This is a genomic window from Streptomyces sp. NPDC031064, from assembly GCF_055570965.1.
The window spans coordinates 380,741-394,735 of sequence record NZ_JBVIGF010000007.1; the positions used below are offsets into that span (position 1 = coordinate 380,741).

Sequence of the window (13,995 nt, forward strand, 5' to 3'; positions counted from 1 at the left end):
GCGCGGCCGGAATTACCTGCTCACCCGTCATGCACGGAGATCCGTTCCGTCATGGGCGAGTGAGTAAAACCCCCCTTTCGAACCGGATACTCATCCGGACCGCCCGGGGGTGGGCGGTCCACCGGACGAGAGGGAAATGACCCATGAGCTCCTTCCTGCGCCCGGCCGTCGGCGATGCCGTCGACTCGGAAAGCGGCCGAATAGCCGCCCAGTACCGGGCGATCACATCCCACCTCGCCATCACACCACCGGTGAGCGTGGTGATTCCCGCGATGAATGAGGCGGAGAATCTCCCGTACGTCTTCAAGACCCTGCCGGACTGGATTCACGAAGTGGTCCTCGTCGACGGCAATTCCACGGACGACACCGTTGACGTCGCCCGCGAGCTGCGGCCCGACGTCAAGGTCGTCAAGCAGGCCGGCAAGGGCAAGGGCGACGCCCTCATCAGCGGCTTCGCCGCCTGCACCGGCGACATCATCGTGATGGTCGACGCCGATGGCTCGGCCGACGGCCAGGAGATCGTGTCGTACGTCTCCGCCCTGGTCGGCGGCGCCGACTTCGCCAAGGGCTCCCGCTTCGCCAACGGCGGCGGCACGGACGACATGACCCCGGTCCGCCGGCTGGGCAACCGTCTGCTGTGCGCCGTCGTCAACGCCAAGTTCGGCGCCCGGTACACCGACCTCTGCTACGGCTACAACGCCTTCTGGCGCCACTGCCTCGACAGGATCACGCTCGACTGCACCGGCTTCGAGATAGAGACCCTGATCAACATCCGGGTCGTCAAGGCGGGCCTGAAGGTCCAGGAGGTGCCCAGCCACGAGTACCTGCGCATCCACGGCGTCAGCAACCTCAACGCCGTGCGCGACGGCATCCGCGTCCTGAAGGTGATCCTCCGGGAGAAGGGCGTCCCGCGCGGCGAGCGCCGCCGCCGTACGGCCGACTTCTCGGTCGGCGTGCCCCGGGGTGAACTCTCTTGAGAGGACGTCACTTCTCCGTGGTGATCTGCGCGTACACCGAGGACCGCTGGGAGGACATCCTCGCGGCGGTCGGCTCGGTGCGCCGGCAGTCGCTGCCCGCGCTGGAGACGCTCCTCGTGGTCGACCACAACGAGCCGCTGCGGGAGCGGCTCGGCAAGGCGTACGCGGACGCCGGGGAGGAGGTGCGGGTGCTCGCCAACGCGGGCCCCCGCGGCCTCTCGGCCGGCCGCAACACCGGTATCGCCGCGGCCCGCGGCGACATCGTGGCCTTCCTCGACGACGACGCCGTCGCCGAGCGGGACTGGCTGCGGTGGTTCGACGCGGCGTACGAGGACCCCCGGGTGGTGGCGGTCGGCGGGCGGACGGTGCCGGCCTGGGTGGCGGGGCGGCGCCCAGCCTGGTTCCCGGAGGAGTTCGACTGGGTCGTCGGCTGTACGTACCGGGGACTGCCGGCCGGGCGGGTGCGGGTGCGCAACGTCCTGGGCGGGAACGCCTCCTTCCGGCGCGGCGCCTTCGACGCGGCGGGCGGGTTCGCCACCGGGATCGGGCGGGACGGCGACGGACGGCCGCTGGGCTGCGAGGAGACGGAGCTGTGCATCCGGCTCGGCCAGGCCCTGCCGGACGCCGTCCTGCTGATCGACGACCGGGCGGTGATCCACCACAAGGTTCCGCCCGCCCGCGCGACGTACCGCTACTTCCGCAGCCGGGCCTACGCCGAGGGCCTGTCCAAGGCGCTCGTCGCCCGGAGCGTCGGCACGGACAAGGGGCTTCAGACCGAGCGGCGGTACACCACACGGGTGCTGCCCGCCGGCGTGGCGCGGGGCCTGAGGGACTTCGTCCTGGCCCGGCCCGGCGGGGCGGGCCGGGCGGGCGCCATCGTCACGGGCGTGGCGGTGGCGGCGGCGGGTTACGCGCACGGGCGCCTGACGTCCCGTAAGGGCGGCGGCTTCTCGTACGGACCGATCGGAGCCCCGTCGTGACCGGCCCCGTACCGATCCTGATGTACCACGCGGTGGGGCACCGGCCCGCGAGGGCGGCGTACGGGCTGTCCGTCTCGCCGGAGGCGTTCGCCGAGCAGATGGGGCTGCTCGGCGAGCGCGGGTTCACCCCGGTGACGACGGCACGGCTCGGGCACGCCTGGCGGACCGGGGCGCCGCTGCCGCGGCGCCCGGTGCTGATCACCTTCGACGACGGGTACGAGGGGGTGCACCGGCACGCCCTGCCGGTCCTCGCCGAGCGCGGCTTCGCGGCCACCCTGTTCGTCTCGACGGGCTGGCTGCGCGGCCCGTACGACGAGGGCGGCGCCCCGGACACCATGCTCGACTGGGACCAGGTGCGGGAGCTGGCAGCCGCCGGCACCGAGATCGGCGGCCACACCCACACCCATCCGCAGCTCGACCAGCTCGACGGCGAACGGCTCCGGTTCGAGACCGTGCGGTGCCGGGAGATCATCAGGGAGGAGGTGGGCAGCGCCCCGGTCTCGTTCGCCTACCCGTACGGCTACTCCAGCCGCCGGGTGCGGGAGGCGGTCCGCCGGGCCGGGTTCGCCCAGGGGCTGGCCGTGGGCAACGCGCTGGCACGGCGCGCCCAGGGCCCGTACGCGCTGCGGCGGGTGACCGTGCGGCGGGCGACGGACATCGAGCGCTTCGGGCGCCTGGTCGAGGGCCGGGACATCGGGCGGGCGTTCGCCCGGGACCGGGCGCTGACCAAGGGGTACGCGGTCGTCCGGCGCGCGCGGCGGGCCGCCGCCGTGCTGGTTCGAACACGCACATAAACACCGTGCGGGGAACGCGTGTGTGCCGGATCATGGAGCGCATGTCTGCCAACCCTCATGAGGCTCTGCCGATCCGGCTCACCGTCGACGACAGCGATTCACCCGCCGATGTCGTCGACGCGCTGTTCCTCGGGCGCTTCGCGACGGGCGAGCAGCCGTACTCCCACAGTTCCAGCCTCGACCGCGTCAAGCCCGGCGCGACCCTGCTCCCGCCGGGCGCCGCGGTGCTGCGCTCCGCCCGCGACGACGACCGCAGCGCCACGCTCGCCGAGGGCGACGGCTGGACGCTGCTGGTCTCGCGCTGGAACCGGGGCGCCGACGTGACCGTCACGGCGGTCGACGCGGAGCTGGCGCAGAGGGTCCTGGCACAGGCGACGGACGGGGCGAAGGACGACCCGGAGCCGCAGCCGGACAACGTGACCATGGGCTTCTGGTACGTGTCGCCGCGCCGTGGCCCGCACCGCACGACCCGCCGGATCGCCGCCGGGGCGTGGGAGGAGATCCGGCCCAACTACACGGCGCCGGTGGCCGAGGCGATGGACCGGCTGATGAAGGTCACCCCGGACGACATCGCGGGCCGGCTGCTGCTCCTGCACGGCCCGCCGGGCACGGGCAAGACGTCGGCGCTGCGCACCCTGGCCCGGTCGTGGCGGGACTGGTGCCAGGTGGACTGCGTGCTGGACCCGGAGCGGCTGTTCACCGACGTCGGGTACCTGATGGACATCGCCATCGGCGAGGACGAGGGCACCGGGAAGGGCCGCTGGCGGCTGCTGCTCCTGGAGGACTGCGACGAGCTGATCCGGGGCGAGGCCAAGCACACGGCGGGGCAGGCACTGTCGCGGCTGCTGAACCTGACGGACGGTCTGCTGGGCCAGGGCCGCAACGTCCTGGTCGGGGTCACCACCAACGAGGACCTGGAGCGCCTCCACCCGGCGGTGGTCCGCCCCGGGCGCTGCCTGGCCCGCATCGAGGTCGGCCCGCTGACCCGCCCGGAGGCGGTGGCGTGGCTCGGCTCCGAGGAGGGCGTCGGGCGGGACGGTGCGACGCTGGCGGAGCTGTTCGCGCTGCGGCGCGGTACGGGCCCGGCGGCGATCCCGGACCAGCCGCGGAGCGCGGACGCGGGGCTGTACCTGTAGGCCGCGCTGCGCGTCGTGCGCCTATTTCCCGTAGGCCGCCCGCAGCGCGTCCGCCACGGCGGCTTCCGCGTCCGCGCGGGTGAGGCCCAGGCGGTGCGCCTCGGCGGCGTACGCGGCGGCTGCCGTGGCCGCCTGGCGGGCGGCGGCGTCTCCGGCGGGGGCGACGAACGTGCCGGCCCGGCCCCGGGTCTCGATCACGCCGTCGGTCTCCAGCACCCGGTACGCCTTGGCGACCGTGTTGGCGGCGAGGCCCAGCTCTTCGGCGAGGCCCCGGACGGTCGGCAGCTTGTAGCCGACGGGGAGGCGGCCGGAGCGGGCCTGGGCGGAGATCTGGGCGCGGAGCTGTTCGTACGGGGCGGTCGGCGACGCCGCGTCGATGGAGATCTTCAAGGTCACGGGCACGATTGTCCCCGACGGCACGGAAATTGGGAGGCGATCGGGGCCGGGACGCGCGTACCGTGCGGCTCCATGACTGTGATCGTGCGTGATTTCCGCCCCGAGGACGCCGAGGCCGTGGCCAGGTCGCGGCAGGCGTGCATACCGTTCCAGGTGGCGACGCCGCGTTCGGTGCTCTTCGACGTCGAGACCGCCAACCCCGCCAAGAAGTTCCGGCTGCTGGTGGCCGAGAAGGACGGCGAGATCATCGGGACGGCGTACGCCGGCATCGCGTACGACAGCAGCGACCCCGGTCAGGCGTACACCACGCCGCACGTGCACCCGGACCACCGCGGCCATGGCGCGGGCGGGCTGCTGCTGCGCACCGCCGAGGAGCACCTGGCGGCCGAGGGGGCCACGTCCCTGTACGCCTGGGTGCTGGACGGGTCGCAGAACCAGGCGTTCGCCGCCAAGCGCGGCTACCGGCCCACGCGTACGGCGCACTTCCAGCACCTGGACCTGGCGCACGCCGCCCTTCCCGAGCTGCCCGGAACGCTCCCGCCGGGCGTCGAGCTGCGTACCGCCGCCGACTACGAGGCCGATCCGCGCCCGATGTTCGTCGCCGACGCGGAGGCGACGTCGGACGAACCGAGCGACATCGCCACGGACTTCGACGACTACGAGGACTGGGTGCGCCACACCTGGAACAACCCGCTGCTCGACCGCGGCCTGTCCACGGTCGTGACGGTGGACGGCGAGGTGGCGGCCTTCACCGCCGCGTTCACGGACGGCGGGAGCCGCTATGTGTCGGGCATGACCGGCACCCTGCGCGCCCACCGGGGGCGGGGCCTGGCGAAGCTGGCCAAGACGGACTCGCTGCGGCGGGCCCGCGCGGCGGGCTGCACCGACGCGTACACCAGCAACGACGGTGCGAACGGCCCGATGCTGGCGATCAACAAGTGGTTCGGGTACGAGATCTGCGCGACGGAGGTCCGGCATGTCCGCGCGCTCGGTTGAGATCCGTCTGGTCAAGGCGGGACGGACGAAGATCGGTTACCCGGCCGAGGTGGTGGCCGACGACGGCACCCACCTCACCGTGCGCGCCCCGTGGGCGGCGGACGGGGTGCGGGACTTCGGCTTCGTACGGTTCGAGCCGGGTGATGTGTTCACGGAGCACTACTGGCGCGACCGGTGGTACGCGGTGAAGGAGGTCCGGGGCGGGGACGGCACCCTGAAGGGCTGGTACTGCGACATCACCCGGCCGGCGTCGGTGGCCAGCTCCGAGGTGGTCGTCGAGGACCTCGACCTGGACCTGTGGGTCTCGGCGGACGGCGGCGAGGTGCTGCGCCTGGACGAGGACGAGTTCGAGGCGAGCGGCCTCGCGCAGCGGGACCCGGCGGCGGCGGCCGCCGCCCGTGAGGCGCTGGACGCCCTCGAAGTCCTCGCCCGCGAGGGCCGGCTGCCGGGTGCGGGTCAGGAGACCGGCTTGCGGTAGTGGACGCGGTCGTAGGGGCCCTCGACGCGCCGCTCCACGACCTGGTAGCCGTACCGCTCGTACATCTTCTGGTTCTCCCACATCTTCGCGTGGCGGCCGAGGGGGGTTCCCTGGGCGTCGGGGTGGACGGCGACGTTGTCCAGGTACAGGTGGTCGGCCTCGGTCCTGAGGACCACGAGGCCGACCACCGGGTCACCCGCGACGAACACCCTTCCCCCGGCCACGTCCGCCGCGTGGTCGGCCTCCATCGGGGCGGGTACGAGACCGATCCGCTCGATGTAGTGGTGGTAGGCCGCGTCGGTCACGGCCTTCACACGGGGGACGTCGTCGGCGGTCGCACGGCGAATTGTCATACCGTCACATTACGACGGCGCTTGATCACCTTCTTCAGGAGCGGCCAGGCCAGCAGGACGACGATCACGGCGTACACGGTCACCGAGAACGGCGTGTTGACCAGGCCGGTGACGCTGCCGTCGCTGATCTGGAGCGCCCGGCGCAGTTGCTGTTCGGCGGCCGGGCCGAGGATGACGCCGATGACGGCGGGCAGCACGGGCAGGCCGTAGCGGCGCATCCCGAACCCGATGAGGCCGATGATCAGCAGGATCACCAGGTCGAGGGCCTCGCCGCCGACCGCGTACGCGCCCGTCGCGGCGAAGAACAGGATGCCCGCGTACAGGTACGGGCGCGGCACGCGCAGCAGTTTGGCCCACAGGGGCGCGAGCGGCAGGTTCAGCGCGAGGAGCAGCACCATGCCGACGAAGAGGGAGGCGATCAGGCCCCACACCAGGTCGGGTTCGCGTTCGAAGAGCAGCGGGCCGGGCTGGATGCCGTACTGCTGGAAGGCGGCCAGCATCACGGCGGCGACGGCGGTGGTCGGCAGCCCGAGCGTCAGCATGGACACCAGCGTGCCGGCCGCCGAGGCGGAGGCGGCGGACTCCGGTCCGGCGACGCCCTCGATGGCGCCTCGCCCGAACTCGTCCTTGTGCTTGGACAGCCGCTTCTCGGTGACGTACGACAGGAACGTCGGGATCTCGGCGCCGCCGGCCGGGATGGCGCCGAACGGGAAGCCGATCAGCGGCCCGCGCAGCCACGGCTTCCAGGTCCGCCTGACGTCGTCCTTGCCGAGCCAGGGCCGGCCGACGGGGATGGCGTCGCTGCCGCCGCGCCGCAGGTGCGCGGCGACCCACAGCGCCTCGCCGATGGCGAAGAGGCCGACCGCGACGATGACGACGTCGATGCCGTCGGCGAGCTGGAGCGAGCCGAAGGTGAGCCGCTGCTGGCCGGTCATCTGGTCGAGCCCGACCAGGCCGAGGGTGAGCCCGACGAGCAGGGACGCCAGGCCCCGGATGCGGGAGGAGCCCAGCACCGACGTGACCGCGATGAACGCCAGCACCATGATGGCGAAGTAGTCGGGCGCGCCGATGTCCACCGCCAGCTCGGCGACGGTCGGGGCGAGGGCGACCAGCAGGATCGTGCCGATCATGCCGCCGGCGAAGTGTCCGCCCGCGGCGGCCGCGAGGGCCTGTGCGCCGCGCCCCGCCTTCGCCATCGGGTTGCCCTCGATGGCGGCGACGACGGCGGCGCTCTCACCGGGTGTGTTGAGCAGGATGGAGGTGGTGGAGCCGCCGAACATGGCGCCGTAGTAGATGCCGGCGAACATGATGAACGCGCCGGTGGGTTCCAGTCCGTACGTCACCGGCAGCAGCAGCGCGACGGCCATGGCGGGGCCGATGCCGGGCAGGACGCCGATGGCCGTGCCGAGCAGGACGCCTATGGCGGCCCAGAGGAGGTTGACCGGCGTCAGGGCGGTGCCGAAGCCGTCGAGGAGGGAGTTCAGAGAGTCCATCAGAGCACTCCCATCAACGGGCCACCGGGGAGCGGGACACCGAGCAGGTTGTTGAACACGACGTACGTGACGAGGGAGAGGACGGCCGCGATCAGCGGGTCGCGGTCGGCGCGGCGGCTGCCGAGCGCGTACGCGGAGCCCCAGAAGAGCAGGGCGCCGGCGATCGGGAAGCCGAGCGGGCCGATGAGGACGGCGCCGCCGAGGAAGACCCCGGCGAGCAGCAGGACGGTGCGCCAGTCGCCGGGCTCGGACAGGTCGATGTCCTCGCCGCCCTCGGCTTCGCCGCGGCCGCCGCGCAGGACGTCGACGGCGAGGAGGACGGCGACCAGGAGCAGGCCCGCGCCGACGACGACGGGGACGGTCGTGGGGCCGACGGGCCCGCGCTGTCCGGCGGCGATGTCCATGGTCAGCGCGTCCGTGAGGACGAGCACGCCGATGACGGCGAGCAGCAGGCTGACGCCGAGCTCGGAGTGTTCGCGCAGCCAGGCGCGGCGTGATGTGCTCGGTGTGCTCACAGTCCCAGCTCCTTCAGGACGGAGCCGACGCGCTCGTTCTGCTCGTCGAGGAACACCCCGAAGTCCTCGCCGGACAGGTAGGCGTCGTTCCAGCCGTTCTTCTTCAGGGAGTCGCGCCACTGCTTCGAGGCGTGCAGTTTCTCGACAAGACCGATGAGCTTGTCGCGCTCGGCGCCGGAGAGGCCGGGCGGGGCGACGATGCCGCGCCAGTTGGTGAACTCGGTGTCGAGCCCCGCCTCGCGGAGGGTGGGGGCGTCGAGCCCGGGGACCCGCTTCGGGCCGGTGACGGCGAGGAGCCGCAGCTCTCCGGACTTGATCTGGTCGAGGTACTCCCCGACACCCGAGACGCCGAACGCGACCTTGTTGCCGAGGATGGAGGCGAGGAGCTCGCCGCCGCCGTCGAAGGGGATGTAATTCACCGATTTCGGGGCGATTCCGGCGGCCTGTGCCATGAGCATGGGCGCGAGGTGGTCGGGCCCGCCGGGTGACGACCCGCCGCCGACGGGGAGCTTCGCGGGGTTCTTCTTCCAGGCGGCGAGGAGGTCCTGGATGGTCTTGTACGGGGAGTCCTTGGCGACGACCACGATGTCCTGCTCCTCGGTGAGCCGGGCGATCGGGGTGGTGTCGGCGAGGGTCGCCGGGGTCTTGTTGGTGTGTACGGCTCCGACGACGCCGAGGCCCATGGACATGGCGAGCCTGCCGTTGCCGTGCTCACCGACGAGCCGGGTCAGGCCGACGGTGCCGCCGGCGCCGGGCAGGTTGAAGACCTCGATGTCGTGGGTGAGGCCGGCGTCCTCGGCGTTCTTGGCCGCGGTGCGGGCCGTGATGTCGTAGCCTCCGCCGGGCGTGTTGGGGACCATGAAGCGCAGGCCGGGGATCTGCGTGCCGGTGTCGGAGCCGCTGCCCGTGGAGAGCAGCGGCGGCCCCACGAGCACCAGCAGCGCCGCCCCGAGCAGGGCGAGGGGAGTGCGCGATCGCACGTGTGCCGCCTTTCGGACCGTGTCTTTTCGGACGTGAAGTGGCCCACATGTTGCCCGCGCGTTAAGAACCTGTCTCCCTTCCGCAATCAACGGACGTTGTGGTCGTTGTGTCCGCGACCTAGCGTGTCGCCGGTGACGAAGGTGCTGGTGGTCGACGACGACTTCATGGTCGCCAAGCTGCACAGCCGCTATGTGTCCGCGGTGGACGGCTTCACGGTCGCCGGGGTGGCGCACAGCGGCGCCGAGGCGCTGCGCGCGGCCGAGGCGCTGCGCCCCGACATCGTCCTGCTGGACATCTACCTGCCCGACATGGACGGGATCGGTGTGCTGCGCGCGCTGCGGGCGGCGGGGCACGGCGTGGACGCGCTGTTCATCACGGCGGCCCGGGACGCGGGCACGATCCGCTCGGCGCTGCGCGCCGGGGCCCTGCACTACCTGATCAAGCCCTTCAGCCAGGCCGCGCTGCGGGAGCAGCTCCTGCACGTGGCGTCGCTGCGCACCCGCCTGGACGAGCTGGACGAGGCGCGCCAGGAGGACGTCGACCAGATCTTCGGCACCCGCCCGCCCGGCTCCCGGGAGCTCCCCAAGGGCCTGGCCGCCCACACCGCCGAGCTGGTCGACCGCATCCTCCGCGACCACCCCGCGGGCCTGTCCGCCACCGAGTGCGCGGAGGCCGGCTCCCTCTCCCGCGTGAGCGCCCGCCGCTACCTGGAGTACTTCGCCGAGACGGGCCGCGCCGAGGTCACCCTCCGCTACGGCGGCACGGGCCGCCCGGAACGGCGCTACCGGCGGGTGGGCTGACCTCTACGGTGGGTCCAGGGCTGCCGAGGACGTGAAGGGGGCATCATGGGCGCCGGTTGGGCGGGGCTGCTGGTCGCGATCGTGGGTGTGGCGGGAACCCTGGGGGCCGCGCTGCTGACCCAGAACCGCGCGGACCGCACCAAGCGGATGGAGCTGGCGGCCGCGGCCGAGCAGCGCCGTGAGGAGCGCGATCACGCCGCGGAGCTGCTGCGGGCGGAGCAGGCGGAGGCGCGGCTGCGCGAGGGCCTCGAAAGGCGGCGCGCCTGCTACATCACGCTGAACACCACCGCGCGCCAGTACCTGACGGCCATGACCAACCACGCCCACGCGGTGCTGCGCGGCGAGGACGTCGACGGGTCCCTGGAGAAGCTGGAGGCGAGCAGGCTGGCGTTCCGGGACAGCTACGCCGAGGCCCAGATGGTCGCCCCGGACGCGGTGCTGCGCTCGTGCAGCACGGCCAAGAGGCAGTTGAACACCGCGTACGGGTCGCTGAGGAAGTTCTGCACGGACCCCTCCGCCTACGCGGAGGAACTGGCCTCCGCGGAGGACGGGTACCACCGGGACGTCTGGCCCCGCCTGGGGGAGATGAAGCGGTCGATGCGGACCGATCTGGGCATCGACACCTAGGACGCGCGGCCCGGGACGCCGGTGGGCGGCCGGCGGGGGGCGAGCCGGTGTCGGGCGGGTTCCTGATCGACTTCTTAGCCTTGCCTTAAGCGACACACGGCAGGACTACGCCGGTCCAGGTGCAGGTGGGAGCGTGTGTGGCCGACATCCCGGCGCTAAGGATCCTCGGGCCGGGAGCCAAAAGGGGAGCCACGGCTCCGCTCAGCTCCCCCACGGGCGCCTACGGGTTAGCAGCTCCCCCGCCATCAAAGATGTCGTCCATGGCTTCGGCTCCCTCCGTGATGACGGGCCGCAACTGCTTACGGTAGACAGTCTCCGTAACGATCGTGGTGCTGTGACCGACGACCCGCGCGATCACTTCGATCGGGATCCCATGATCGGAGAGCAGTGAAACGAAGCTGTGCCGCAGCTCTCGCGGTGTCCACTTCTCGGGCTGGTCGAAGCCGGCGCGCCGCAGCAGCGCTCGGAAGCTCCGCCGAACCTGGTCCGCAGTGCGCTGATCGCCACTGTCCGTCCCGAACACGAAGCCCTCTGGGTCCCAGGCCAGCCCAAGGGCCTCTCTCCTCCGTCGCTGCTCCGCCCGATGCGCTTTGAGTACGGTGACGACCTGTCGCGGCACCGCCAGGGTTCGCCGACTCTTTCGCGTCTTCATCTCGCCCCGCCGGCGCACCGACCGCCACACCTCAATGTGCGGCACCACTCCATCAGCAGGTGATAGATGCACGTGGTTCCACTTGAGTGGCCTCACCTCCTCTGTACGGATTCCTACGAGCAGCGACACAACGACATAGGCATGGATCCAGCTCCCCTCTGCGGGGCCGGACAGGACAGCCTTCGCCTGCTCCAGCGTCAAAGATTTACTGGGGCGGCCGACCTGACCTTCGGGAGTCTCGACCAACTCCGCCACGTTCCGGGCAACCTTGTCATGCCGTTGTGCGTGTGTGATGGATCGCCGCAAAATCGAATGCACCATCGCGAGCGAACTAGTGGCTAGCACTTCCGACTTTTCGTCGAGCCAGCAATCAACTGCGTCAGCCGACAAGTCACGCAGCTTCGCCTTGCCGAGATCCGCAATGACGTGATTGTCCGCGAGGCTGCGATAGGTGCTGATGCTGTTGGGGTCCCTTCCTTTAAGCCCCTTGGCCAGCCAGTCATTTACTGCCTGACCCACCGTGTACTGGGCCGCTGACTTGGCACCCGACTGCTTCAGCTCAGCTCGAAGCTCTCGCAGCTTGGCACGTACTTCGGTCTTGGTCTTGCCTGACACCTTGGGACGCTTTCGCTTGCCGGCCGGGGTGTAGCCCAACGAAATGGCGCCTACGTATCGATTCTTGGAGGCGTCCCAGTAGATCGAGTCTTCACCATTTGCCGCCTTCCGGGGGCGACCGGCGGTCTCACTCATGGGGATTCCTTGTGATTGCGTAAGTGTGGGGCTGGACCGATATCGGTCCAGCCCCACATAGGAATTGGTCAGGATGCAGTCGTTTCCGACTCGCGCTTGAGCAGGTCGACGTACTCGTCGATGTACTCCGTGGGCACCAGCCGACGACGCCCAAGCCGGACTGTGCGCAGCCGCCCAAGGCGGATCTGTTCGTAGATGACTGTGCGCTTCACTCCCAGCAGCTCGGCCGCAGCCTCGACACGGTGAAGCCGGGGCTGGACCGTGGAGGCGACAGGGACCCTTTCCATCTGTCCAAGGCTCCTTCGGTGCTGTTTCAGAGGGGGCGCTCCCTCCTGGTGGATCCGCAACATCCGCCACGCCGCAACATTGCTGGTCAGCGGCTCGAATCTGTGGCGGATGCCGGTTCTGTTGCGGATAGGTGCCGCCACGCGTAGGCGTGGCGGCACCTATGTCGGGTGCGGCTGGTCAGCCGACGATGCGGAGTTGGCGTGTGTCGGTTTCCGCGAACATGTGGCGGCTCTCGGAACCGTCTTCCGCCACAGATTCACCCCCGTTGACCTGCGGTGTTGCGTCTGTTGCGGATGTTGCGGATCCTCCGGGGTCCGGGGGGCAGTAGCGGGCCCAGGCGTCGCTGAGATCCTCCGCGTAGTAGCCCTTCGGGGTCGTGCTGCCGACGCGGATCCCCCGGGGCTTGATCGGGGTGTTGTCGGGCCGCACGTACTGGCTCAGGAGCTTGGACAGGGTGCGAGCGGTGAGCGGCTTGCTGCTCTGTCCGTCCTCGCTCATGTCGGACCAGGGAGCGTCATCGAGCTGGAGGAGGACTTCCAGGATGGCGGCGGTGGGCATGCGGTCCACGCCGCAGAACACGCGGTCACGCAGGTCTGTGAGCAGCTTGACGCCGAGGGAAGCTTGATCGCCTTCGGATGCGGCCTTGATGAGTGCGACGCACGCGGCGCGGGCCCGCTCGGGCCAGTGCCCGCCAGCCGCGTCCGCGACCGCGAGCAGCGGCTCCCAGACGTCCGCGGGTCGGTCCGTGACGCCTTCGGGCATCTCCGGCCATGCGTTCGCGATCTGGTCGTGGATGGTGGCGGTCCACTCCGCGAGCCGGTCACGCAGGAGGTGGCCCTGCTTCTCGTGAACGCGGCGTCGGTAGGGCTCGCACTTCTCGTTGGGAGCCTTCTTGCGCATGCGGATGATGACGGAGCGGGTCAGGATCGTGTCGGGCAGCGAGCCGAGTCCGGCCATGGCGACCGCGCAGAACGAGTCGAACCAGCCTGCCTTCTGCTCGGATCCCTCTCCCACGCAGCGCAGGGACTTCGCGCCGCGCCGGTAGCCGGAGTTGAGGAACCCGCGAACCTCTTCGTTCCCGCCGGCCTTGGGTCCGAAGACGGTGTCGATCTCGTCGAACAGCAGCGTCGGCGTTCCCGCGTCCGCCGCCACCAGCCGGAACAAGGCGTTGGCGGAGGCGTTCACGGTGGTCGCGGAGCGCGGGGTGAGCGTCTCGATGATCTCCAGCGCGCGGGATTTTCCGGACCCGGGTTCGGGGCTCAGGAAGGCGATGCGGGCGGTCCCGTCGAGTGCGTCGATGAGGTGGGCGTGTGCGTCCCACAGGGTCACGGCGACGTATGCGTGTTCGGTGGGGAAGACGTTGAAGCGGCGGTGGAAGGCTTCCACCTCGTCGAGCAGGGCCGCTCCGTCGATGGACGGCGCGGGCGGGTTGGTGCTGGTCATGCGGCGGTCCTCCCTTCCTGGGAAGCGGTACGGAGGGGGCAGAGGTCCCGGTGGGCGGTGTGCTCCTCGATGAGGGCGAGCACCTTGGCGTGTCCGACGGCGCTGCGGTCCCGTCCGCACACGCACGACGACGTGGCGGTTGGGACCGTGCCGCGTCCGGGTGCGGTGACCCGCAGCAGGGCGACGATCTGGCGCCCGTCGCCCGGGTGCGGGTCAGAGCCAAGAGCAGAAGGGACGCCTTCGGCGACGCCCCTTCGGTCGCCCACGGCCGCCGGTAGCGTGCCCCGTTCGGCGGCGTGCGGCCGGTCCGTGGTCGGGGCCAGGCTCTTAGAGGGC

At 71.1% G+C, this 13,995-nt stretch carries 17 protein-coding genes; 8 read left to right on the forward strand and 9 right to left on the reverse strand.

Going from position 1 to position 13,995, the window contains the following annotated elements; translation table 11 throughout:
• Positions 1-143 precede the first annotated feature (143 nt).
• Genes ACZ46W_RS26105 through ACZ46W_RS26120 form a run of 4 tightly spaced genes read left to right on the forward strand, consistent with a single transcriptional unit; the run spans position 144 to position 3,887 of the window.
• A complete protein-coding gene (locus ACZ46W_RS26105) occupies positions 144-977 on the forward strand; it encodes a glycosyltransferase family 2 protein (protein ID WP_468342017.1) in 834 nt (277 codons plus the stop codon).
• Complete coding sequence (locus tag ACZ46W_RS26110; RefSeq protein WP_468342020.1) at positions 974-1,957, forward strand: glycosyltransferase family 2 protein; 984 nt, start codon at positions 974-976, stop codon at positions 1,955-1,957. The genes ACZ46W_RS26105 and ACZ46W_RS26110 overlap by 4 nt, the downstream gene beginning before the upstream one ends.
• Before the next feature lie 20 nt (positions 1,958-1,977).
• Positions 1,978-2,751: a polysaccharide deacetylase family protein gene (locus ACZ46W_RS26115; protein ID WP_468342364.1), complete on the forward strand. Its 774-nt coding sequence runs from the start codon at positions 1,978-1,980 to the stop codon at positions 2,749-2,751.
• 41 nt (positions 2,752-2,792) lie between these two features.
• Positions 2,793-3,887, forward strand: a complete 1,095-nt coding sequence (locus tag ACZ46W_RS26120; RefSeq protein WP_468342023.1) for a DUF5925 domain-containing protein — start codon at positions 2,793-2,795, stop codon at positions 3,885-3,887.
• 21 nt (positions 3,888-3,908) lie between these two features.
• Here the strand turns inward: ACZ46W_RS26120 and ACZ46W_RS26125 are convergent, their stop codons facing one another.
• Entirely contained in the window at positions 3,909-4,283 is a 375-nt protein-coding gene (locus tag ACZ46W_RS26125) for a GntR family transcriptional regulator (protein ID WP_468342026.1), read from the reverse strand.
• A gap of 72 nt (positions 4,284-4,355) precedes the next feature.
• On the opposite strand from ACZ46W_RS26125, the gene ACZ46W_RS26130 reads away from it, so the two are divergent.
• Together ACZ46W_RS26130 and ACZ46W_RS26135 are read left to right on the forward strand one after the other, a co-directional pair.
• Positions 4,356-5,279: a GNAT family N-acetyltransferase gene (locus ACZ46W_RS26130; RefSeq protein ID WP_468342029.1), complete on the forward strand. Its 924-nt coding sequence runs from the start codon at positions 4,356-4,358 to the stop codon at positions 5,277-5,279.
• A complete protein-coding gene (locus tag ACZ46W_RS26135) occupies positions 5,260-5,757 on the forward strand; it encodes a DUF402 domain-containing protein (protein WP_468342032.1) in 498 nt (165 codons plus the stop codon). Before ACZ46W_RS26130 ends, ACZ46W_RS26135 begins: the two co-directional genes overlap by 20 nt.
• Here ACZ46W_RS26135 and ACZ46W_RS26140 read toward each other — a convergent pair.
• The 4 genes from ACZ46W_RS26140 to ACZ46W_RS26155 are packed head-to-tail and all read right to left on the reverse strand — an operon-like array spanning position 5,736 to position 9,098.
• On the reverse strand, positions 5,736-6,110 hold the full coding sequence (locus ACZ46W_RS26140) for a GNAT family N-acetyltransferase (RefSeq protein ID WP_468342035.1): 375 nt from the start codon (positions 6,108-6,110) through the stop codon (positions 5,736-5,738). The two genes, ACZ46W_RS26135 and ACZ46W_RS26140, sit on opposite strands and share 22 nt — an antisense overlap.
• Entirely contained in the window at positions 6,107-7,603 is a 1,497-nt protein-coding gene (locus tag ACZ46W_RS26145; RefSeq protein ID WP_468342037.1) for a tripartite tricarboxylate transporter permease, read from the reverse strand. The genes ACZ46W_RS26140 and ACZ46W_RS26145 overlap by 4 nt, the downstream gene beginning before the upstream one ends.
• Positions 7,603-8,118 carry a tripartite tricarboxylate transporter TctB family protein gene (locus ACZ46W_RS26150; RefSeq protein WP_468342040.1) on the reverse strand — a complete coding sequence of 172 codons (516 nt, stop codon included), beginning with the start codon at positions 8,116-8,118 and terminating at the stop codon, positions 7,603-7,605. The genes ACZ46W_RS26145 and ACZ46W_RS26150 overlap by 1 nt, the downstream gene beginning before the upstream one ends.
• Positions 8,115-9,098, reverse strand: a complete 984-nt coding sequence (locus ACZ46W_RS26155) for a Bug family tripartite tricarboxylate transporter substrate binding protein (RefSeq protein WP_468342043.1) — start codon at positions 9,096-9,098, stop codon at positions 8,115-8,117. The genes ACZ46W_RS26150 and ACZ46W_RS26155 overlap by 4 nt, the downstream gene beginning before the upstream one ends.
• A 132-nt stretch (positions 9,099-9,230) precedes the next feature.
• On the opposite strand from ACZ46W_RS26155, the gene ACZ46W_RS26160 reads away from it, so the two are divergent.
• Positions 9,231-9,899, forward strand: a complete 669-nt coding sequence (locus ACZ46W_RS26160) for a response regulator (protein ID WP_468342045.1) — start codon at positions 9,231-9,233, stop codon at positions 9,897-9,899.
• A gap of 45 nt (positions 9,900-9,944) precedes the next feature.
• On the forward strand, positions 9,945-10,526 hold the full coding sequence (locus ACZ46W_RS26165; protein WP_468342048.1) for a hypothetical protein: 582 nt from the start codon (positions 9,945-9,947) through the stop codon (positions 10,524-10,526).
• Between the two features lie 220 nt (positions 10,527-10,746).
• Here the strand turns inward: ACZ46W_RS26165 and ACZ46W_RS26170 are convergent, their stop codons facing one another.
• The 4 genes from ACZ46W_RS26170 to ACZ46W_RS26185 form a co-directional block, all read right to left on the reverse strand.
• On the reverse strand, positions 10,747-11,928 hold the full coding sequence (locus tag ACZ46W_RS26170; RefSeq protein ID WP_468342051.1) for a site-specific integrase: 1,182 nt from the start codon (positions 11,926-11,928) through the stop codon (positions 10,747-10,749).
• 68 nt (positions 11,929-11,996) lie between these two features.
• Positions 11,997-12,215, reverse strand: a complete 219-nt coding sequence (locus ACZ46W_RS26175) for a helix-turn-helix domain-containing protein (RefSeq protein ID WP_468342054.1) — start codon at positions 12,213-12,215, stop codon at positions 11,997-11,999.
• 178 nt (positions 12,216-12,393) lie between these two features.
• The gene (locus ACZ46W_RS26180; protein WP_468342057.1) at positions 12,394-13,659 is read right to left on the reverse strand and encodes a DUF3631 domain-containing protein; all 1,266 of its coding nucleotides are present in this window, start codon (positions 13,657-13,659) and stop codon (positions 12,394-12,396) included.
• On the reverse strand, positions 13,656-13,925 hold the full coding sequence (locus ACZ46W_RS26185) for a hypothetical protein (protein ID WP_468342060.1): 270 nt from the start codon (positions 13,923-13,925) through the stop codon (positions 13,656-13,658). Before ACZ46W_RS26185 ends, ACZ46W_RS26180 begins: the two co-directional genes overlap by 4 nt.
• Positions 13,926-13,995 lie beyond the last annotated feature (70 nt).

Bases quoted from the DNA above. Each gene is read 5' to 3' on its own strand.
- ACZ46W_RS26105 (WP_468342017.1), top strand. From the start codon at position 144: ATGAGCTCCTTCCTGCGCCCGGCCGTCGGCGATGCCGTCGACTCGGAA.
- ACZ46W_RS26115 (WP_468342364.1), top strand. From the start codon at position 1,978: ATGTACCACGCGGTGGGGCACCGGCCCGCGAGGGCGGCGTACGGGCTG.
- ACZ46W_RS26120 (WP_468342023.1), top strand. From the start codon at position 2,793: ATGTCTGCCAACCCTCATGAGGCTCTGCCGATCCGGCTCACCGTCGAC.
- ACZ46W_RS26130 (WP_468342029.1), top strand. From the start codon at position 4,356: ATGACTGTGATCGTGCGTGATTTCCGCCCCGAGGACGCCGAGGCCGTG.
- ACZ46W_RS26135 (WP_468342032.1), top strand. From the start codon at position 5,260: ATGTCCGCGCGCTCGGTTGAGATCCGTCTGGTCAAGGCGGGACGGACG.
- ACZ46W_RS26140 (WP_468342035.1), bottom strand. From the start codon at position 6,110: ATGACAATTCGCCGTGCGACCGCCGACGACGTCCCCCGTGTGAAGGCC.
- ACZ46W_RS26145 (WP_468342037.1), bottom strand. From the start codon at position 7,603: ATGGACTCTCTGAACTCCCTCCTCGACGGCTTCGGCACCGCCCTGACG.
- ACZ46W_RS26165 (WP_468342048.1), top strand. From the start codon at position 9,945: ATGGGCGCCGGTTGGGCGGGGCTGCTGGTCGCGATCGTGGGTGTGGCG.
- ACZ46W_RS26170 (WP_468342051.1), bottom strand. From the start codon at position 11,928: ATGAGTGAGACCGCCGGTCGCCCCCGGAAGGCGGCAAATGGTGAAGAC.
- ACZ46W_RS26175 (WP_468342054.1), bottom strand. From the start codon at position 12,215: ATGGAAAGGGTCCCTGTCGCCTCCACGGTCCAGCCCCGGCTTCACCGT.
- ACZ46W_RS26180 (WP_468342057.1), bottom strand. From the start codon at position 13,659: ATGACCAGCACCAACCCGCCCGCGCCGTCCATCGACGGAGCGGCCCTG.